The organism is Pseudoduganella sp. R-32, assembly GCF_049913245.1.
In the GTDB taxonomy this organism is placed as follows: domain Bacteria; phylum Pseudomonadota; class Gammaproteobacteria; order Burkholderiales; family Burkholderiaceae_D; genus Rugamonas.
In genome coordinates, this window is the sequence record NZ_CP183987.1 from 3,818,022 (window position 1) to 3,839,101 (window position 21,080).

The 21,080-nt window shown below is 56.6% G+C and carries 10 protein-coding genes; 6 read left to right on the top strand and 4 right to left on the bottom strand.

What is annotated here, in order from left to right; genetic code table 11:
• Nucleotides 1-44 precede the first annotated feature (44 nt).
• Together ACN9MU_RS17430 and ACN9MU_RS17435 are read right to left on the bottom strand one after the other, a co-directional pair.
• The gene (locus ACN9MU_RS17430) at nucleotides 45-5,168 is read right to left on the bottom strand and encodes a YDG domain-containing protein (RefSeq protein WP_426343171.1); all 5,124 of its coding nucleotides are present in this window, start codon (nucleotides 5,166-5,168) and stop codon (nucleotides 45-47) included.
• Nucleotides 5,169-5,435: 267 nt separating this feature from the next.
• Complete coding sequence (locus tag ACN9MU_RS17435; protein ID WP_426343172.1) at nucleotides 5,436-6,485, bottom strand: hypothetical protein; 1,050 nt, start codon at nucleotides 6,483-6,485, stop codon at nucleotides 5,436-5,438.
• Nucleotides 6,486-6,700: 215 nt separating this feature from the next.
• Here ACN9MU_RS17435 and ACN9MU_RS17440 point away from each other — a divergent pair, with 215 nt between their 5' ends.
• A complete protein-coding gene (locus ACN9MU_RS17440; protein WP_426335830.1) occupies nucleotides 6,701-8,845 on the top strand; it encodes a hypothetical protein in 2,145 nt (714 codons plus the stop codon).
• Between the two features lie 44 nt (nucleotides 8,846-8,889).
• Here the strand turns inward: ACN9MU_RS17440 and ACN9MU_RS17445 are convergent, their stop codons facing one another.
• A complete protein-coding gene (locus ACN9MU_RS17445) occupies nucleotides 8,890-10,227 on the bottom strand; it encodes a 3-oxoacyl-ACP reductase (RefSeq protein WP_426343173.1) in 1,338 nt (445 codons plus the stop codon).
• A 225-nt stretch (nucleotides 10,228-10,452) separates the two neighbouring features.
• Between ACN9MU_RS17445 and ACN9MU_RS17450 the strand changes: the two genes are divergently transcribed.
• Nucleotides 10,453-11,535, top strand: coding sequence for a CAP domain-containing protein (locus tag ACN9MU_RS17450; protein ID WP_426343174.1), 1,083 nt, complete (start codon nucleotides 10,453-10,455; stop codon nucleotides 11,533-11,535).
• Between the two features lie 180 nt (nucleotides 11,536-11,715).
• Here the strand turns inward: ACN9MU_RS17450 and ACN9MU_RS17455 are convergent, their stop codons facing one another.
• On the bottom strand, nucleotides 11,716-13,392 hold the full coding sequence (locus ACN9MU_RS17455) for an Ig-like domain-containing protein (RefSeq protein WP_426343175.1): 1,677 nt from the start codon (nucleotides 13,390-13,392) through the stop codon (nucleotides 11,716-11,718).
• Between the two features lie 617 nt (nucleotides 13,393-14,009).
• On the opposite strand from ACN9MU_RS17455, the gene ACN9MU_RS17460 reads away from it, so the two are divergent.
• From ACN9MU_RS17460 to ACN9MU_RS17475, 4 genes are all read left to right on the top strand, one after another.
• Entirely contained in the window at nucleotides 14,010-15,266 is a 1,257-nt protein-coding gene (locus tag ACN9MU_RS17460) for an IS256 family transposase (RefSeq protein WP_426323405.1), read from the top strand.
• Between the two features lie 232 nt (nucleotides 15,267-15,498).
• Nucleotides 15,499-19,035, top strand: a complete 3,537-nt coding sequence (locus tag ACN9MU_RS17465; protein WP_426343176.1) for a hypothetical protein — start codon at nucleotides 15,499-15,501, stop codon at nucleotides 19,033-19,035.
• Complete coding sequence (locus ACN9MU_RS17470; RefSeq protein WP_426343177.1) at nucleotides 19,016-19,471, top strand: hypothetical protein; 456 nt, start codon at nucleotides 19,016-19,018, stop codon at nucleotides 19,469-19,471. The genes ACN9MU_RS17465 and ACN9MU_RS17470 overlap by 20 nt, the downstream gene beginning before the upstream one ends.
• 12 nt (nucleotides 19,472-19,483) lie before the next feature.
• The gene (locus ACN9MU_RS17475; protein ID WP_426343178.1) at nucleotides 19,484-20,704 is read left to right on the top strand and encodes a hypothetical protein; all 1,221 of its coding nucleotides are present in this window, start codon (nucleotides 19,484-19,486) and stop codon (nucleotides 20,702-20,704) included.
• The last annotated feature ends 376 nt before the right edge of the window (nucleotides 20,705-21,080 follow it).

Below are 21,080 nucleotides of genomic sequence, written 5' to 3' on the forward strand. Positions count from 1 at the left end.
ATGTCGACTTTCAACGCTGTCTGATTGGCAACACCATTCTATCGTTACTTTTGGTCGTTTGTCGCGGTTCCTTGGTTGCTTGCGTCGGCCGATGGCATCTGGATGCCGCCGGAAACCACAAACACGCTCAGGAACTTGACGTCGCGGCCTGCGGTGAGGCTTTGCGTTGCTGGCATGTTGTCACGGTTGCTGGATCCGGATTGCACGTTGCTCGAGTCACTGACATCGGTGTAGTTTAAGCCACCCACGCTCAGCGAAGGCAAGGTTGGGGTCGCGCCGCCGATGGTTACAGGGCTCGCGGCCTGGGCTGCAATGGCGGTCCTTGCGTCAGGGGCGGCTGCTGGCGATGCGGCCGGTGCTGGAGTTGTGATTGGGGTTGGCACTGGCGTGGCTACAGGCGCAGGTTCAGGCGCAGCGACGGGAGCAGGCGCCGGAGCCGGTACGACTTCCGGAACCGGGGCCGCTGCCGGAGTCGAAACAGGCGCGGGTTCAGGCAGCGCGACTGGCGCAGGGGCTACCGGTACGACTGGTGCCGGCGTTGGAATGGCCACTGGCGAAGGCGCGGGCGTCACTACTGGCGTCGGCGCTGTGACCGGCGTCGGTATTGGGGTTGGAGTTGGAGCCGGCACTGGTACAGGAAGCGGAACCGGCACGATGACCGGTTCAGGAACCGGCGCCGGGGCAGGCACGGAGACCGGCTCAGGGACAGGCGCTGGGACGGGCGCGCTGACCGGTTCAGGAACTGGCTCCTGTGCAGGCGCCGGCACAGGCGCAGTCTCGGGAACAGGAACGGGAACAGGTGTCGGCACCGGCGTTGGCGCTGGAACAGCCGTGATGCCGGCCGTGCTTACGCCGCTACCGGAGAAGCTGTAGTTGCCGGCATCGCTTCCTGCCAGCGCAAGTCCAGCCACGCTGACGCTCAACCCGGTGCCGGGAGTAGCCTGCGCAAACTGCGCGCTCGCCGCACTACTGTCGACGCTCACGTCATCGCCGCTGATGACGCCGGACAGGGAACCGCTGGAGGTGAGCGCCGCTATGGTATTGCCGTCCTCCACTTTGTCTGCGGTGGCCAGGTCGCCCACGCTCAACGCTTTCGGGAAGATGGAGGCCGTCATCCCGGCCGGCATCGTCAACTGATAGTTCGACGCCAGGCCGGTACCATCAGCGAGCACAATGCCGCTCACGGAAACCGCCTTGTTATTGCCCGCGTTGCGATCTGCAAACGCCCCGGTCTGGCCGGAGAAACTCAGAGTTTCCGAACCGACCAAGCCACTCAAGGAACCGCCTACCAGGCTGGCGCCCGTGGTCCCGTCATAAGTCTTGTCGGCCGCCGACATGCCGACGATTGTCAGCGCTTTGCGCGCGATGGACGCACTGGTGTCGGACTGGCCCGTGATGATGTAGTTGCCGACGTAATCGCCGCCGTAGCTGCTGGCGATGTTGACCACCTTGGCAGCGCCGGCATTCTTGTCTGCGAACGCGCCGGTTGCCGAAAGGCTGATCGTCTCGCCGGAGACGAGGTTGGAGAAGACGGCATTGCTGGTGTCAAGCTGTGCCGCAGTGGTGCCATCATAGGTCTTACCGGCTGCAGTAATGCCGGACACAGTCGTCGCGCGCGGTGTGATCGCCGCAGTAACGCCGGTTGGCATCGTCAGCTCGTAGTTCGATGCCAGGCCGGTACCGTCAGCGAGCACGATCCCACTGACGGAAACAGATTTGTTGACGCCGGCATTGCGATTCGCAAATGCACCGGTCTGTCCGGCGAAACTCAAGGTCTCCGAACCTACCAGGCCGCTTAACGCGCCGCCGGCCAGGGTGGCGTCAGTCGTGCCGTCATAAGTCTTGTCGGCAGCCGACATGCCGACAACGGTGAGGGCTTTGCGAGCAATAGTCGCGGCCGTACTGGCTTGGCTGGTGATGGTGTAGTTGCTGCCGCCGCTATAGTTGCTGTTAATGGCCACGACCTTGTCGCTTCCGGCATTCGCATCGGAGAACGCGCCGGTCGCCGAGAGGCTGATGGCTTCGCCGGCAACCAGGTTGGAGAATACTGCGTTGCTGGTATCGATCTGCGCCGCCGTGCTGCCGTCGTAAGTCTTACCGGACGCGGTGATGCCCGACACCGTGGTAGCGCGCGGCGTGATCGTGCCAGTCACCCCGGAAGGATTGCTGATGGTGTAGTTCGAAGCAAGGCCGGTTCCGTCCGACAGCTGCAGGCCGCTCACAGTCACTGCTTTGGCCGCGCCGACATTCCTGTCTGCGAAGGCGCCGGTCAAGCCCGAGAAGTTCAAGGTCTCAGCGCCAACCAGGCCGTTCAAGCTTCCGCCGTTCAGCGTTGCCGAGGTATTGCCGTCGTAGACCTTCTCGGCCGCCACAAGCCCGGTCAGGGTCAAGGCCTTGGCCGCGACGGATGCGGAATTCGCCGCGCCGGCTGAGCCCAGGCCGGGCAGGCTGTAGTTGGACGCCAGGCCATTGCTGCCGTTGGCCAGCGTAATGGCATTCAGATAGCTTGCACCGTTCACATTGGCGCTGTTCGCAGTGGCGCCCGCGTAGTTCAAGCTCTCGCCGGAGACCAGGTTGCCCAGCGTGACATAGCCGCTCATGTCGGTGCTGCCGTCATACATCTTCGCCGCCGTCAGCGTGATGGGACGAGCAGTGATGCTGGCGGACGCGCTGGCCGAAGTGTTGGCCAGCGTGTAGTTGCCGGCGTCGGCGCCACTGAGGGTGATGTTGCTGATATCGACAGTGTAATTGCCAACGTTCTTGCTGCCAAAGGCGCCGCTGCCACTCAGGCTGACCGCATCACCGGCCACGATGCCGGTTGCGGAAACAGCTGCTGCAGTCGTCCCGTCATACACCTTGCTGGAAGCAGTCGGGGTCAGGTTCTTCGGCGTGATGGTATAGCTGCCCGTGTTGAAATAGCCCACGGCATAAGTAGTCCCCGCGCTGGTGTAGCTGGATGGATTGGCCGCATCGGCGTTCAGGCTGGCATAGGAACCTGCATTCTTGCTGCTGGTCGTGTATGACACCGCTGGCGTCAGCGCCGAAACGGAGAAGCCATTCGGGCCGCCCATCGTGGTGAAGGAGAGGCCGGTGGCGGTATTGTTACCGTCGTAGGTCTTGGTGCCGGCAGCATTCTGGATCACGTAGATCGGCTGCGTCGACATGCTGACGGCCTGGTAGGTCGCGTACAGGTAGCTGTTGTTCGAGCCCGGGATGACCAGCGTGCCGCAGTTCGGGTAAGGCGAAGCGCAGCTCGACAACTGCGGCGACTGGGTGTAGGCCGACAGTTGTGGAACGCCGTTCACGAGCACCAGCCAGCTGGCAACCGAGTTGCCCTGGAATGCCACGCGTGCCCGATTGCCGTAAGAGACCAGGCCGATCGCGCCCTGGTCCAGCACCGCCTGGGTATTGCCCGCAGTAGTATTGACGGCGTTCAGCAGCATGCCGCCGCCAGCCGAGTTGCCGACCGTGGTGAGGGTGTTCGAATTGCCCTCGAAGGCGACGCCAAACGTTTTGTTGCCGGCGGTGCTGACGCCGGTGATGAACAGGTTGCCGGTGCCGGAGTTGATATTCGCATTCGACATGATGTACACGCCGCCGGTGACGCCCGTATAGCTGCCGTTGTTGGAGCCAACCAGCGACTTGCCGTTGATGACGATGTTGCCGCCGCCGGACAGGACATTCATGCCGCGCTCCACGACCACGGCAGCGGTGCCGGAGCTGGAATTGAGTGCATAGCCAAAACCATTCGCCTGTGCGCCCGCATTGCTGCCGACCATGATATTGCCGCCATTGCTCTTGATATTGGCATTGATGTCGACACCACCGAGCGTGGCGTTCGCCGCGTTGGCCGCGCTCAAGGTCACGCCAAGCTTGCCGACGGTGGAACTGATCTCGCTGTTCACGGCGATATTGCGGTCGGCGCGCAGCGTCAGCGTCGCATCGCCGCCGGCGGTCTTGCTGATTGCGCTGGCGACGGTGATGTCGCCGCTGCCAGAACCGGTACTGCCGTAATTCGCGAGGCTGGACTGGGTGGTGATGGTCACGCTGGTGCCCACGTTCAGGGCGCTGACGATATTGCTTGCCGCGCTGGCGTCGATCGTATAGTTGTACGGATCGATCAGCCAATGGCCTCCCTGTCCATGTGCTGCGCTGGCGTCGATATGCACGGCACGTGCCGTCGCGACATGCGCCGCGGAAGTCTCGATAAAGCCGCCGTTGCCGCCGTCCGGCGCGCTGGCATCGAGCTTGCCTGCGATGTCGATGCGGCCGTTTTCCATATCGCCCAACAGCAGGATCTGGCCCTGTTCGCCGGTGGCCAGGGTGCGCGCTTGTACCACGCCATCGTTGTTGATGACGGTGCTAATCAGGTCGCCGGCCGCTTTTGCAGTCATCAGCACATTGCCGCCGTCGGCACGAATGGCGCCGCCGTTCTCGATCAACGCATCAATGGCGCCTTTCCGGACCTGCAGCTTGACTGGGCCGCCGAGGTCCAGCATCACCTCGCTGCCGGCGCCCAGCAGCACATTCCCGCGTTCGGCCGAAATCTCGCCGACGTTGCTGACATGCGCCGCCACCAGGGCTACCGAGCCGCCGTTGAAAGCCTTGATGTTGCCCTGGTTGATGACCGCGTTGGCGCTCGCGCCTTGCAGCGTGTAGTTACCGGACATGAAGTCCTGGTTGCTCATGTTCAGGGTCGAGGCGAGCAGGCCGCCCACATTCACCTGCGCCGTCGGCGAGAACAGCACGCCGTTCGGGTTCAGCAGGAAGACCTGGCCATTTGCCTTCAGTGCGCCCTGGATCTGCGAAACGTCGCTGCCGGTGACGCGGTTCAGGGCGACTGCGGAAGAGGAGGGCTGCACGAAGTTGACAGTATTCCCTTTGCCGATCGAGAACGAATTCCAGTCGATCGCCATCTTGGCGCCGCCCTGGTTGATCGTCATCGAGCTCCCTTGCTGGCTGATCTGGCCCTGGCCGGCGACGACCACGCCGCCGGTAGGCAGGTCGGCCGCCAACGCTGCTCCACCAAGCAAGGACAGGCTCGCTGCCGCCATCGCGCGACGCGTGGCGCGCGCGCTGCGTGCTTTGCCATGGGCGCCGCCCAGTTCGGAACGTACTTGCCACATGCCCATGCTGGCATTCCACACAACTCGGAAAATCCTGTTCATAACGCTACCTCGGACGTTGAAATGAGACGGATCGGGCAGTCGCGTTTGGATAAACGGAGCCAGACTCGGAACAGCAGGATTCAGGGCTGTGGGAACTCGGTCGCCTTGGACGGCGGAGCGGTGCGCGGAGGTAGGGCGTCACCAGGAAGATGCAATTTCTGTACGGCAATGACGATATTACACAGGTTTACCAGTTTTCACACGGCAACTTCGAAGAATAGTTCCCGGCGTTGGTACGACGCATCACCTTTCGAAACGTAAGCCGCCTCAGGGCAGCCAGTTGATGCGGCCGCACGCGGCCAGGGGTTTGCTGTCGCGCGGAAGGTGAATGGAATAGCGATCTTCGGCGCCGCCGATGATATGGGTGGCCCCGTCGAAGGGAATGACCTGCACCGGTTGGCAAGCCTGGTAGTAGCCTGGCGTGCCCGGGTTGATGCCGCGCATGACAAAGGCGATCCAGCGCCCGTCGGGTGACCAGGCTGCGCCTTGTACCGATAGTCGAACCGAGCCATTGGCGATGCCCGCGGAAGGCTGCGTAAGCAGTTGCAATTTGCTGTCGCCGATGCGGGCCGCGTAAAGCAGACCGAGCGGCACCCTGGCCTGTGTCTCAAGAGTCAGGATGACATGTTTGCCGTCCGGACTGGCTTTCAGGCTGGCGCCTTCCACATCGGCGCCGCCCGGTATCTCGAGCCTTGTTTGCGAAATGATCCCTTCGCCGGGCCTGGCGACGACCAGGGCGTTGCCGGCCAGGTAAACGTAGCGGCCGTCAGGCAGCCAGTCGAGCGCGTGCGTCGCGCCTTGTGTCGGGTAGCGTAGCGGCGAGTCGTTCTCGATCAGCTTCAGTTCCCGGCCGATGACGAAAAGGCGCGGCTTGCCCTCCTGGTTGGGTTGCCAGTATCCCAGCAGGTATTTGCCATCGGGGGAGGGGATGGCGGAACGGAATTGTGGGTCCAGGCCTCGTTCGCGCAACGGCACCAGGTTGATGGCAGCAAGCACGTCCATCGTGCGGCCATCCATGAAGGCGAGGTTGCCGAGCGGATCGGTTCGCAAGAGCGTTCCGCTGCCTGCGGGGTGCCCGGCGGCCCAGGTGTCCGCGCTGGTTTGGCCTTTCGCAATTTCGCTGCGGGGCATGCGTTGCGTCTTCCCGCTGGAAAGTTCAACCAGGCTCGTCTCAAAAGCCTGCTGGCGGCCGTCTTCAATCAATAGCCTGCCCGGCAGGACCGGCGGGGAGCGGCGCATATCGGCTGCTTGCGACGCAAAGCTGGATAAGAGAAGCGCCAACAGGAGCGTGCGACGAGTCAGTTCAGGCCTGGACATGGGCTTTGCAGGGCGAGTGTCGAGGCCGGCCATCGTAGCACGGTATCCGGCGCCTTTGAAAAATAGGGGGCAACCGAACTCAAAACTAGGTGCCAGCACCAATTCGCGCTTCGTCCCAACTCCCTAAAGTGCTGGACATGCAGCCGCGCCACATCGCGTAGCCAGCATGTTCGCAGCACTTTCACAGACCCGAAGTCCAAACAAGGAGTTATGCAATGGATGCCCAAAACAATGCTTCCGCCATGCAATCGAACCAGATGTTTCCCCCGATGCCCGACGCACTCGATATGCCGTCGCCACAATCCGCTGCCGACATTCGCCCAGGCCTGACTGGCCCCGGCGAACTGGTGAACCCGGAACTCCTGCGTATCAAGAGCGTGCGGCCAGGCTGCTACTTGCTGAACTACACACCGAGCGGGATCCACCTGGCGACCTACGACGGCACGATGCGCGTGGAAAAGCATGCCGATGGACGCACTGCGAGCGGCGACCTGTATCAGCGCCCGGTCCTGTTCTTGCCCCTGAAGAGTGCCCTGCCGGCTGACCTTGCGCGCCCGCTGCTCCTGGCGGGGCCGAATCCGGCCAACGGCATCCCGATCCTGTCGCGCAGCCGTTATCGCTACTACCTGCGGGTTACCAAGATCCTGGAGAACTTCACCTTCGGGAACAGCTTCACCCTGGGCTTCGAGATGTGGCGATTTACCAAGAACCCCGGCGCATGGAATACCGGCGGCACCTGGAGCAAGGAAGAGATGACCGCACAGATGAGCTGGCAGCCCGCCCCCGCAGGGTTCCCGGCGCCTAACCACTACCTGGCCGGCGACGTGAAGAATGCCGCCAATGTCATTGTCGGCCGCCTGACGATGGGCTGGGTCTCCGAATTCCTGCGCAAGGCAACCATCGAGGTAGACCGCGTCAGCCAGTCCGAGGCCGTGATCAACAATGGCGCCGGCGTGGACTGGGCTGCCGTCGGCAAGAGCGTCGACTGGGACATCAACGCGATCCAGAGCAATAACAATGTTGCCGAACCAAGCGGTATTTCGTGGTCCAACGGCGAAGCCCATGCCGCCATGCTGGCGAAACGCGACGCGTCCAACCTGGATGTGGAATGGCGCTACCACGTGCTGGCCATGCGCAGGCTCGACGAGACCGAGCGCGGCATCATGTACGACAACGGCGGCACGGATTCCAATAACGTCCCGCGCGAAGGCTGCGCCATTTCCTCCCACTGGACCATGCCGAACACGGCGGAGTGGGGCACGGTAGCCGGCCAGCGCTTCGGCACCGCGGCCGCGCCATATTTCCGCACCGCGGTGCACGAAATTGGCCATGCCATGGGCCTGTACCACAACACCGCCGACAACGGCTACCTGTGCACCACCGACGTGATTGCCTCGCGCTCGCTGAATCCGGGCAGCCTGCAATTCCCAGCCAATATCCAGTGGTCCTACAACCCGGATGATGCCAAGCGCCTGCGCCACATGCCGGATATCTACGTGCGTCCAGGCGGCCTGCCATTCGGCACCAGCTACGGGTCCACGCCAATCAGCCCGACCGACATGGAACTGGAGATCGACGGCCTGAGCATGTTCGTCACCCCGGTCGCCAGCGCGGTGCCAATCGGTGCACCGGTGCGCGTGAACATCACGATGCAGAACCAGTCCAGCACCCCGATCGCCGCCCCTAACACATTGAGCATGAAGAGCGGCATTGTGCGAGGCAAAGTCATCGACCCTTGCGGCACGATCCGCAGCTTTGCGCCGATCGTCATCTGCGTTGAAGACGACCAGGTTGAACCGCTGGAAGCGCAGGGCACCGTGGAGCACTCGCTGACCCTGCTGCGCGGCGGCCAGGGGGCACTGTTCCCGATGCCAGGCGCTTACCGGATCATCGTCGAAGCTCGCTGGGACAATGGCGGCCTGGAATGCACCTGCACCGGCGAGAACACGGTGATGGTGACATCCGCAGTCGACCAGGCGCATGCGGAAGCAGCCTTGAAAGTGCTGTCAACGCCCGACACGCTGTTGTCACTGGCCATCGGCGGCGACCACCTGTACGAAGGCATGGCCGCTATTGACGCTGCAATCGCCAATCCGGTGCTGCGCCCGCACTTCGCCTATATCGAAGCCAAGCGCATGGCAACGCGCTTCCGTGATCGCAAGGCCGACTTCGGCGCAGCCGCCAAACTGATCGACAGCAGCACGGTCATGAGCCCGGCCGAATTGAAGCGCGCAGCGGCCTGGGTCAAGGATGCAGGCCCCAGCACGGCGCCGGGCAAGCAGCTGGCCAAGGAGTTGACCAACAAAGCCAAGGGAATGAAGATCAAGGACGGATTGAAAGATCTTGCTGAACAGGCTTGATGAACGGAAGGGGAGTTCACTCCCCTTGCATATCCGCTGAAGGATCAAGCACCCATCAATCCCTGGCCACACACCCGGATCGTCTGCCCGCTGATTCCGCAGGCGCCGGGTGTGCACAGGAAGGTCACCAGCTCGGCGACATCGCGTGGTTTGCCGCCTTGCGCCAGCGAGTTGAGGCGCCTTCCGATCTCACGCGTCATGAAAGGCATTTTCCGGGTCATTGGCGTTTCAATGAAGCCCGGCGCGACGGCATTGAAAGTGATCCCGCGTGGAGCATGCAAGCGCGCCTGTGCTGCAACGTAGCCGATCAAGGCTGCTTTCGAGGTGGCGTAGTTTGTCTGGCCAAAATTGCCGGCGATGCCGCTGATCGAAGACAAGCAGACAACGCGCCCACTTTCGCGCATCAAAGCCTCCTCCTGTATTCGCTTGTCGATCGCCGCGATGGCCGCAAGATTGATGTCAAGCACCTGCTCCCATTGGCGCGCTTCCATCTTGGCCAGCGTCCGGTCACGTGTTACGCCGGCGTTATGAACGACAATGTCAACGCCGCCGAAGTTCTCCTTCAGGAATCGTGCAAGCTGCGCCGGGGTATCAGAGGCGGCGATATCGAGCGCTAATGGTGATCCGCCGATTCGCCTGGCGACGGCACTCAACTCATCGGTGGAAGCCGGCATATCGAGCGCCACCACTTTGGCCCCTTCCTGCGCCAGCCGTTCGGCCGTTGCAAGACCAATGCCGCGCGCGGCGCCAGTGACCAGCGCGACTTTTCCTGCCAGGGCCGCAGTCAAAGGCAGGGCGGCTGGAGCATTCGTTTCGGCCGAAACGTGCACCATCTGGCCGGTGACGTACGCGCATTGCGGCCCGCAGAAGAAGCGCACCAGGCCGTCAAGCCGATCCAACGCCTCTGTCTGCACGCTGGCCAGGTTCGCAGTAACACCGCGCCGGCCAAGTTCCTTCGCCAGCGAACGGACAAAGCCCTCCAATCCACGCGCCACGGCCGCCGCCACAGGATCCAGTGCGGAATCGACCGGCGGAGCAACCAGCAGCACGCGTCCATTGCGAGCGATGCGCCTGATCTCCTGGTGAAAAGCCGAATACACGGCCCGCAGGTCGACGACGCTGCGGCAGCCGGTTGCATCCATCACGAAGATATCGACGGACTCGGTGGCGTCCCTGCCGCCTGCGCGCAGGAGTACATCCGCAAGTCTGGAAGACGCATAGGCCCCCTCGGTCTTCGCAAGCAGGAACGACTTTGACAGGAAAGGCTGCGCAACATACGGATCGGCAGAGCGAAGCAACTCAGTCGGGTTAGGCAGGCCAATGGCGCGCACTACGGGACCGATGACGGGCCAGCGGTTAATTTTGATCAGGGTATCGGACATGTACAGTTCAGGGCAAGTTGGCAATCCGGGACGAAACTATACTACCGAACCCCGGCAAGGCTAATAGAGCAATCCCACGAATTCTCAGGCATCCTTCGGATGCCTCAATGGGACGTCCCCAATAGCAGATTCATGAGAAAACGGCCAATCAGACGCTGACTTTCCTACAACTAGGTAATAATGCCGCCTCAGTTAATTGTGCCGTATGGCAATAAAATGAGGCTAATGATGAAAACGACAACAGCATCCCCCGCAGCGCGAATCCTGGTGGTGACTTTGACGGCGTTGATGGCGGGTTGCGGCGGCGGCGGTTCCGAGCCATCCAGTTCGTCCGGGCAATCGCTTACTTCCCCGGGCACCACGCCGACTACCCCGACCACTCCCACGTCGCCGACTGCGCCCACCACGCCGACCACCCCAACCACCCCAACCACGCCATCCGGCGGCATGGCGGCAATCAACACCAGCAGCAGGGCGGAAGTCGCGGCCTTTTACAACACAACCATGCTGCCTGCCTTCTCGGTTCCGATGCAGTGGACCGGGTCGACCCAGGGCTGTGTCGCCGGTACCACCTCTGCCGAATATAAGGCGGCTGTGCTCAATACCGTGAACAGCTTCCGCGTATTGGCCGGTTTGCCAGGAAATGTTTCCCTCAATCTCACGCATTCGGCGATGGCACAGCAAGCGGCCTTGATGATGGATGCGAACTCCCAGCTAAGCCACTCGCCGCCCACTTCGTGGAGTTGCTATACGGCTGATGGCGCGACGGCAGCGGGCAGGTCCAATCTGGCGCTGGGCAACGCAGGACCAAATGCTGTGCGGGCGTATATTGCCGATAGCGGCACTTCGAGCCTGGGGCACCGCCGCTGGGTGCTTTATTCGCGCCTGGGCGAGGTTGGGACTGGCGATACGACGCGAGCCAACTCGTTGTGGGTATTTGACGGAACCGTCACCGCACCGGCGACCGTGGCGGAAACAGGCGTCGCCTGGCCGGCGCGTGGCTACGTGCCTTGGACCACGAAAGTCGCCGACCCTAGCCACCCTTGGAGTTTCTCTTTGCCCGGCGCAGACTTCAGCGGCGCGAGCGTGACGATGAGCAATGACCAGGGCAAAGTCCTCTCCGTCAGCAATGTCGGTCAACTGCCAAGCGGTTACGGCGACAACACCATGAGCTGGAAACTGGACGCTCCCGCAAGCGAATGGTCACGCTCTCCGGCCGACACCAAGTTCAATGTCCAGATCAGCAATGTGAAAGTTGGCGGGCAAGCCAAGTCTTTCCAATACAGCGTAACCTTCTTCGTGCCATAAGTTGAAGACTTTCCCGGCACAGTAGAAGAGGGTAGCTGACCAGCTACGTCCGCAGTGTGATCACTGATCACTGGACGTAGCATCAAGTCTGAATTGCTGAAACCAGTCGGCGCGCGTGACCTTTGCACCCGGCATAGATCAGATCCATGAACTTCCTGTCCGGTTCAATGGTCCCGCGCATCACTGGAAACGGTTTGCACGCATCTCCGCGTTTAGCCCGGAGTTGAAACTCCATACGGCGGTCGCTGTGCCCGAAGCGGCTACCACTAGCGCCGGCGAATTCGCAAACAGATAGGGACTGGCCGCGTACTCGTTGATGGCCGCGGTGTTCCACTGCTTGGTCCTTGAATAGAAATGGGCCGCAATCGGAAGATTGTCTTGTACTGCTGTGACGACGACATTGCCAGCTGAATCGGCACCGATTCTTGGTTCAGCCAGAATACCTGCGCGGGGAAGCACGGTTTGTGGCTCTGACCATTGAGATGAGGCGGCATCAAAGCGAGCGCCATTGATCGCATCTCCTTCGAGCCAAACTGCCGTGACATTGCCCGTGCTGTCGATCGCGATCACTGGAGGATTCACCCCGACGAATGAGGCACTCTTGTCCAGGCGACGTATCGGACTCCAGGCAGCCTTTCGCACGTCGTAAATCGCTGCGTGCGCGGTTGGACTTGCCATCATCCCATATTCGCGCTTCCAGCTGAGTGCAACATTGCCGTTTGCCGATGCAGCGAGTCGCAGCCCATACACAGCAGATTTGTCGAGTTCCAGAGCTGCACTCCAAGAGCCATCGCTCTTGTTGTATCGCGAGACCTTCAATCCATTCTCAACCCAGGCCGCGACAGCATTGCCGCTACCGTCGACTGCCAGGGCATAACCGTAGAAGTACTTGCTAGATCCGGTGTCCAGGCGCACTGGAGTGCTCCATGCGGATGTCTTCAGATCGTAGCTTGACGCAAATAAACCCGGCGCAGTGGCAAATCCGTAGGCCTGGCTGAAAAAATACAACTTTCCAGATGGATCTGCAGCCATAACTGCCCCGTCGAACTTCGCGGTGGCGGGAACCACGCTTACTTCGGTCGCCGCTTCCCACGTCGCGAGATCGGCACGATAGCGCTTCAGTAGAAAAGCGGAGTCGCCATTCCGGTACTCGCTCCAACCCAGGTAGACGTCCCCTGTTGGTGCGCTCACCATTTGCACGCCACCAATGGGATTGGATTCGGCAGCAACATACAGAGGCGCCGGGGCGCTCCAGGTGTTCTTTTGTGCATCGAGGAGGCTGAAATATATTGTGTTGGGGGCGGTCACTGCGTACCAGACAGCGACGGTATTTCCCTTGCCATCATTAGCTATCACCGGCGCCGTCCCGGCTGTGAAATAGCTCAGGCCACTAACTTTGCTCGACGCAGCAGCCCAATGTTGTGCCGCTGTCGTAAAGCTCCGGCTCGTCGCTGCTCCGAGTGTTCGTCCATTGGTACTGGCGATGGTCGCGCCAAGGTCCAGTTGATATGTCGTGTTGCCTGGAAGAGGAAGCGTGTTGGGGAGTACCCGAAGTTCTTTGCCGGTCGCCGATATGGTGACTGGTACGACAATCCCATCCGGGCCAGAAAGCTTGAGCGCGCTCGCGTTGGCTGTGCCTGCATCGATTGGCTCGCTGAAGGTCAACGTTAGCGCAGCTTCGCGCCCCCCATCGGCCGCCTTGTCACCAGGTTGGCTGCTTAGCAAGGAGAATGGCTGCGGCGTCGTACTAGTTTCGGTACTAGGGGAAGAACTGCTACCCCCACCGCTCCCGCAGCCAGTAATGGCAGCGAACAGCAGGGAGGAGGAGACTTTGAGGAAGAAGGCTTGAATTTTCATAGGGTGCCGATTTTGCCAGTAAGCACCCTGGTTGTCCATCTGGTAATAAACGATTGCTTATTGTCATATCCCAAGCCTATGTATTAGGCAAGTGGAATCTTGCGTTGGCGAGCAGCCGCTCGGTGCCAGGCTTCGTAAATGCACGACATTGTCTCGATTTTCAAGGGTAGTCGGGTTGGAGCTAGCCCTGATTGAATCACTGCAAACACCAAACGCATCAGTTTGCGCATGACGGTCCTAATCGCTGCTTTCTTTGTTAGGCTGTTTGAATGAAGATGCTCCGCAAACTCCCGAGTTTAGCCCCACTTGAGATTCAGCAATACTCGGAACATGCCGCTGGGCAGAGAAAGGCGAGGCTGACATAGCAGATCAGCTACAGGAATGTTGTTCAGGCTGCTATGATTGCAACATGGAAATTAGGCTTACACGCTGTCGATGGCAAGGTCTTAGCTCGCATCCTGGGCGGACATCTAGACCCTTAACTTGCAGGCGCTATGCATTTGGAGTCAGCGTGTGCAAGGACGTCTTCGTTGCGTAAGCAGTATGGAACTTTAGAGAGCCTGTCAGAATTTTAGTGTGAATCCGGGGTCATGAAATAATACCGAAAGGGATTGTCCATGACCGACGTAATGACCACTAAGAAGCCAAAGACAAAGAAGCAGTATCCACTCCCCGTTGAACTGATCGACCAGTTGCTGGCCCAGGTCGAGAACAAGGACGCCGAGTCCATTCTGGGTGAATCGGGCCTTGCCGGCCAGCTGAAGAAAATGCTGGCCGAGCGCATGCTGACGGCTGAATTGACCCACCATCTCGCCACCGAAGGCGACGCCAAGAACCACCGAAATGGAAAGAGCCGCAAGACCGTGCTGGCACCAGGCGGCGAGCTGGAACTAGAGATCCCGCGTGACCGTCTTTCCAGTTTCGAGCCCAAGTTGGTCGCCAAGCACCAACGCCGTATGCCGGGTTTTGACGACCATGTAATCGGCATGTATGCCCGTGGCATGACGGTTCGCGAAATCCAGGCGCACCTGCTGGAGCTGTATGGTACCGAGGTGTCGCCTGACCTGATCTCCACTATCACCGACGAGGTCATGGACGAAGTGGCGCAGTGGCAGCAACGCCCACTGGAAGCGATGTACCCAATCGTCTACTTTGACGCACTGCGCCTGAAGATCCGCGATGAGGGCACCGTCAAGAACAAGGCCGTGTACCTGGCGCTGGGCATTCGGGCCGATGGCCGCAAGGAAGTGCTGGGCCTTTGGATCGAACAAACAGAAGGCGCCAAGTTCTGGCTGAAAGTCTTTAACGAGCTGCGTAATCGTGGTCTGGAAGACATTCTGATTGCCGTCGTTGACGGCCTGCGCGGCTTCCCCGAAGCGATTGAGGCAGTGTTCCCGCAGGCGCATATCCAGACCTGCATCGTGCACCTGATTCGCAACTCGATGACGCTGGCGTCGTGGAAGGACCGTAAAGAGCTTGCAGCGGCGCTTAAGCCAATCTACCAGGCTGCCAACGCTGACGCGGCTGCGGCGGCGCTAGACGCCTTTGCAGCAGGCCCTTGGGGCCAGCGTTTCCCGACAGTGGTGGCCATGTGGCGCCGCCAGTGGGAGCAGGTGATCCCGTTCTTTGCCTACCCGCCCGAAGTACGCTCAATCATTTACACAACGAACGCCATTGAGAGCCTGCACATGCGCTTGCGGAAGATCGTCAAGAATCGCGGGCACTTCCCGAACGACGAGGCAGCGACGAAATTGCTGTACCTGGCCTTGCGCAATATCGAAAAAGATTGGAAGATGCCGCAGCGGACCTGGAAGATGGCCGCCAATCAATTTGCCATCCTGTTTGGGGAACGCTTTACCAACGCGATCAATTAATTAACCGCGACCCCGGCACACAAAATTCCTGACAGGTCCACTTTAGAAAACGAGCTAACCTGCCGGAGCCGCGTGCTTGCATGTGCCAGCAATGCGGTGGCTGTTCGCTAAGTCAACTTCCAGACGTATTTTGTATTGGTGTTTCATCTTTCCAATGCTTCGTTTCTAGTGCTCACCTGGTGTTTAGGTACAATCGCAGAATTTTTCGAAACATAGATATTGAAGTCAATGTATGGTTCGCTCCAATAAAAAACGTGTCAATAAAGCAGTCGATCCACGTAAGATCAAGGCAGATAGAATTGCTACCGAATTAAGGGTTGGTGGCATGCGGCGAGCCAACGCTTTGTTCTCACTAAAGATGAAGAACGATATTCCTGAGCTGATGTATTACCTAAAATCAGCTCTCCGAAATCGAGACATTTATGAGTCTTTTCACGGCAGCCCTTTCCCACAACGTATTGACAAATTATTTTCGGTACCTGCTTACGGTAGGCCAGCGAGCCCCCAGGTAGAGCTTATGTGGGGTTTGTATCGTGCATCTCTGTTTAAAGATGAACTATCCGAATTCACAAGGCTGCGCAACAAGTTTGAGCGTTGCGTGATACTGGATCTTCGCGAAGATGCACAGCTAATATTGACGGAAATTGAAGATAAGTTTGGTGTTTCATTGTGGCTTATCCAAAATCGACTATCGTTAGCACAGGTCTGGAGTGGTCTCGAAGAGAAGCGGCAATTAGCTGGCGAATATTTGTCGGCCGCACCAAGCAGCAGCCTCCCCAGGCTATTTATAAGTTTCATTTCTAAGCGTAGTGAGGCAACTGGTTTAAAAAACTATTTGCAAGACGAAATTGCTCGTTTTTTTGGTGAATCAACGAACTCCTACTTTGAGGCTTACGTTCGAACTAAATTGTTTGAACTTGGCCAGTATTCAACTTCTAATATAGCGCCTACACTGCTTTTTGAGGCCCAGTCATCTCTGATTGATCACTACGAGACGCTTATTCTTACCTTGCAGTCCGTGGCCATTGATGAAGATCTTCCCAATGAGCTTGGTGGAGAAATTCTAAAGTTCATTAAGTATAGCCTTGGAATCGAGGATTGTCGTATTAGAGCGATCGAACGCACTCTGAATCCCCGTTATGTGATCACAGTAGAAGAATTGCAGGGCCCGCGCGCAAGAATCATTGACGCGTATAGCGCCGGCGTCTACCACGATGTCATAAACAGCGGAGCGGCGTATCTGCTTGAAAGCCCTGACGATATCTCTGTTTGCGCACTGATGGCGAAGGCTATTGTTGCGACAGAGAGTGAGGTCGTGTCTTTGCCGGGATACCTCGGCGAGCTGGTGCGGCTATTTACCAGGCTCTTTGAGTTTAGGAAAGATACTTATGGAGCTGCATTCGCAATCTACACTATCCACGACCGATTCTACGGGCACTCATGGGCAGTCATCGCTAGAGCGATAATGAGTGATGCCTTGGCACGTGAAACGACAGAATTCCCTAGTGCAGCGAGCAAGTATGTTCTGTCGATTGATCGTTTCATTTCGCCTTTCACAGCGTTATCGCTTTCCACCGCAGCGAAGGTGGCGTTCTGCAAAAATAGCGATGTGAGTTCAGCGTTCCCTATTACAAATGAGATCTTGAACGCATTGGTAGTGGGCGTCAGTTCGAGTAAGGTTGACGGTCCACGACTTGAAAGGTATCTAGCACGCCACAATTTGGCCGCTGGCAACTATCAACTCGCTGCGATTCAGTTTTCTTCGCTAATGAATATTGGGACCGCTTCTGAAAGATTCCGTGCTGCGGCGTGCGCGGCTTTAGCGTATCTCGCCATGGGGCAGGTCGCCAAGGCCGTGGATGCGGTGGTTTTTGGTGCTTTGATTAATAAGGAAGTACCTATTGTTCTTCCTATCCCCGAGGTCGTTGCACAGTTAGAATCGGTCGAAAACTGGCCAGATTCTATTTCACTCCCAATCTTATTCGAACTTTACAGTGCTTACTTTGGAGAAGATAAGTTAACTCATCTCAAGTTTTCATTTGAACGATATCAGCTGGCCAACAATATTGAGCGCGCCGAAGATTTTTCTAATCTAATTGATAAGATCGGCAAGGACAGGGTAATTGCCTATCTGGATCGAGTTTGGCGCCCTGAAATTATGCGTCAAACATTGTTATACGAAACTCCTAAGGAGACTGAAGACGCGAGAATAGCGGTTTGTCGTGTACTGGCGTCGCTTGACCCTGAAAATTCATATCGCTATCAAGAGGAAATTCGAGATCGAGTGAAGCGCCAAGAAATTGCTAAAGGAACAACTCTGGTCGAGCAATCCAAGGTGTATGTTGATATTATCGCTATCAAGAAAACACTCAATGCAAAGCTAGGTGATACGTATACGCGCTATAAGGGCGCCACTCAGTCCAATCCAAATCAACAGGATCAAGTCATGGAAAAATTGGCTGATTTGGTCTCGGATAATCTCTCAAAGAACGACACATCATTAACCAATATACTTTCTTCGCTTCATGTGCTTGACTACAAGGAATCCGAGTTAGATCTCCAGTTTAGTGCACTATTCTCGGAAGTTACAAATGAATTCCTCAGGGGCGACCATGGATTAAATGCGTATCTCAGCACGCGTGTGCGCCATGGGACGCTTGCCAATACATTACGCAAACCACTTGCTGACGAACATTTGGTGACGGCACTTAAGGAAGATGAGTCAGGCTATTTGCCGAATACGAATTGGGATACTGACTTAGAAGTGCTTGATTTAGATGAGCGACAGCACGTCACCGAAGCGCTTGATGATTTTACAAGAACGTTTGACGACATCATCCAGCACGTACGCGATAGATTAATCCAGATTCGGATCCATCATGACATTCCCTCCAAATCGGATAAGGATGAGGCTCTATTTGTTTATAAATCATCAAATTTGGAGCGTAAGTATGTTCAAGAGTTCGATAAAAAGGTTTCGAACATTGAACAATTTATCGACCGTTGCATTGAATCACTTTGGGAGAAAACTGATGTAAATCTAACGACTGTTCGCGAAACCCTGCGTGACAAGGTGAGAACAGATTTCCTAGAAAGCTTTGATCGACTTGCCGATAAAATAAATCACATTAGTGATCAACAGGCCGTAAGTGGTTTGATCAATGCGATGGCAAGAGCGAGAACGAATTTCCTGACGAAATTCAATATAGTTCAGACTTGGTTTAATCGCAACGAGGTATACGATAGGCAGGATTATAGTCCGGAATATGCTGCGCAGATTGCTTTGAATATGGTTCAAAAGACCATTCCAAATGGCAATCATGATCTGCAGGTGGAAATTTCCATGGGCACATCGGGTGCTTTGATGCCAGGAAGGACATTGGATGCTATGGTGGACGTTTTCGCATGCTTACTTGATAATGCGTCAATCAGATCTGGGTTACCGACTGATTTATTACGCATAAAAGTGGAACTGTTGTTGCAGGATGGCAAATTCTCAGCACTGGTGGCTAATAATATTGCTGCGGAGAAGCCGACGCCTGCCGACCTTGAAAAGGTAACGCAAGTTCGTGAGTCCTTAACAAAAAGTGATTCGCGAGCACGTGCTCAACGCGAAGGCGGGAGCGGCTTCCATAAGATATGGCGCGCGATTACTTCGCCGATTTATAAAGATCCATACTTCTGGTTTGGCTTCTCAGATAACGGACAGTTTGAAGCCATTATTCGATACAACATTGAACAGGACGATAATGAAGATACTTCTGATTGAAGATGATGAAGAGAAGACGGAGAAAGTTCTAAGCTTCATTAAAATTCAGTACCCGGATGCCATGGTCGAGATTGCGCGATCTTTCAATGCTGGACTTCGCGCGATAATAAAATCAAGTTCGCTTGATGTGATTTTGCTTGACATGAGCATGCCGAATTATAATGCAACCGAAGAAGATCCTAGTGGCGGCGCACCTGAACATTTTGCAGGGCGTGACATTTTATCGCAAATGAAGTTGCGCGGCATTAATATACCGACGATCGTCATCACCATGTTTGACTTATTTGGCGAAAATCCAGATAAGATGTCGTTTGCTCAGTTAGAGCAGCAGCTTAAGACTATGTATGCGCCGACTTTCCTTGGTATGGTCTATTATAACTCTGGCCAGGAAGGTTGGAAAAATGCGTTAGGCGCGCTAATTAATCAGATTGGATAAAAGAATAGAATAATGAAAATATTATTGGTAGATGATGAGTTTGAGAAGGCTCAGAGTATTATTGCCGCATTATCCGAAACAGGACTCGGGGAAGATAATTTAGTTCATCGGTCTACTTCACGTGAAGCCAGGTTGGCGCTTCAGGATGCAGAGTTCGATTTGGTGCTAATTGACCTAAATTTGCCGGAAATGCTTGGCGCTCCACCAAAAATGGATGGAGGCCTAGCATTTTTTGACATGCTAATGCTGGATCAGAAGATTAAGCTTCCTAAAACTGTTCTTTTCATTACAGCAAAGGAAGAGTTGATCGAAAAGGCTGAGTTGGAGTCATTCAAGAGAGGCGCGCAGCTCTGCCTTTATAGTCCAGCCGATGAGCGTTGGAAGGCAATTTTGCTCTCAAAAGTTCGCTATCTTAAGGCTCAGCAGGAAAGGGGAGGCGAGACTTATCCAAAGGTCGATATCGCTATTATTACAGCCCTTCGTTCAGAGCTGGGTGCTGTGTTAAATCTTCCTTACGGCTGGAAAACTATTCGATATCCGAATAATCCAGTCAGTTATAACTATGGCAGTCTGGAGCGACCTGATGGTGTGAAATTGTCTTTAGTAGCTGCTGCAGCTTACACCAAAGGCATGCCATCGTCGGCGGCGTTGGCGGCGCAAATGTGCCTGCTGTTTAGGCCAAAGTACATTGTCATGCTTGGCATTTGTGCTGGAATCAAGAAGGAAACTGAACTAGGACATGTGATTGTTGCTGATCCGACTTGGGACTGGGGCAGTGGTAAAATTGCAGAGGGCGAAGATGGGGAGCGAGTATTCTTGATGTCTCCACAGCAACGTCCATTGAACACTCAAGTAAGTCAGCTTTGTGTCGACCTTTCTATGAATCCCGAGGTTCTCCAGGCTATTCGGATGGGCTGGAACTCCAAAGTCCCAGAGGGGCAGCTTAAAGTTCAGGTTGGGCCAATGGCCTCTGGTGCCAGTGTCGTAGCGAATGACAAAGCAGTCGATGGAATCACACTCCAAAATCGAGACATCATCGCCGTTGAAATGGAGGCGTATGCAGTAATGGCTGCTGCAGAGTACGCGTTGAAACCTTCGCCTATTGCTGTAGCCATAAAGTCCGTATGTGACTTCGCAGATGCCAACAAGGCCAAGGACTGGCAGGGTTACGCAGCCTATACCAGTTCCGCTTTCTTTGATCAGCTTATCCGGTCTCCGGAATTTCAAGTCTGAGAGAAGTTCCGTCAATGCGCGGCACTAAAGTAGTCATCTGACATCTAATGCTGCGCAATATTTCCGTTCAGTCTAGCCGTTTTGCAGTCTGCTTAATGAAGCCGTCCCAGCGCCGTCTGGACACTAGATCGAACACTTGTATATTTCGGCCTAAAACTTACACCTTTGCACTCTAGAAGCTCCCAAAAGCCACCTAAAGCTTATGGCCCAGCGACTTTTCGGGCAAAAGGGAAAGTTTTAGGTGGGTAATTTGGAAGAATTAGGTGGATGCACTGGACTGCTGAGCGCTATGATGGACCGGCGTAAGCGGCGATAAGGGTCACGCATGATTTGACATAATATAGATTATGCGAAGTTATGGTGTCGCAGCAAAGTA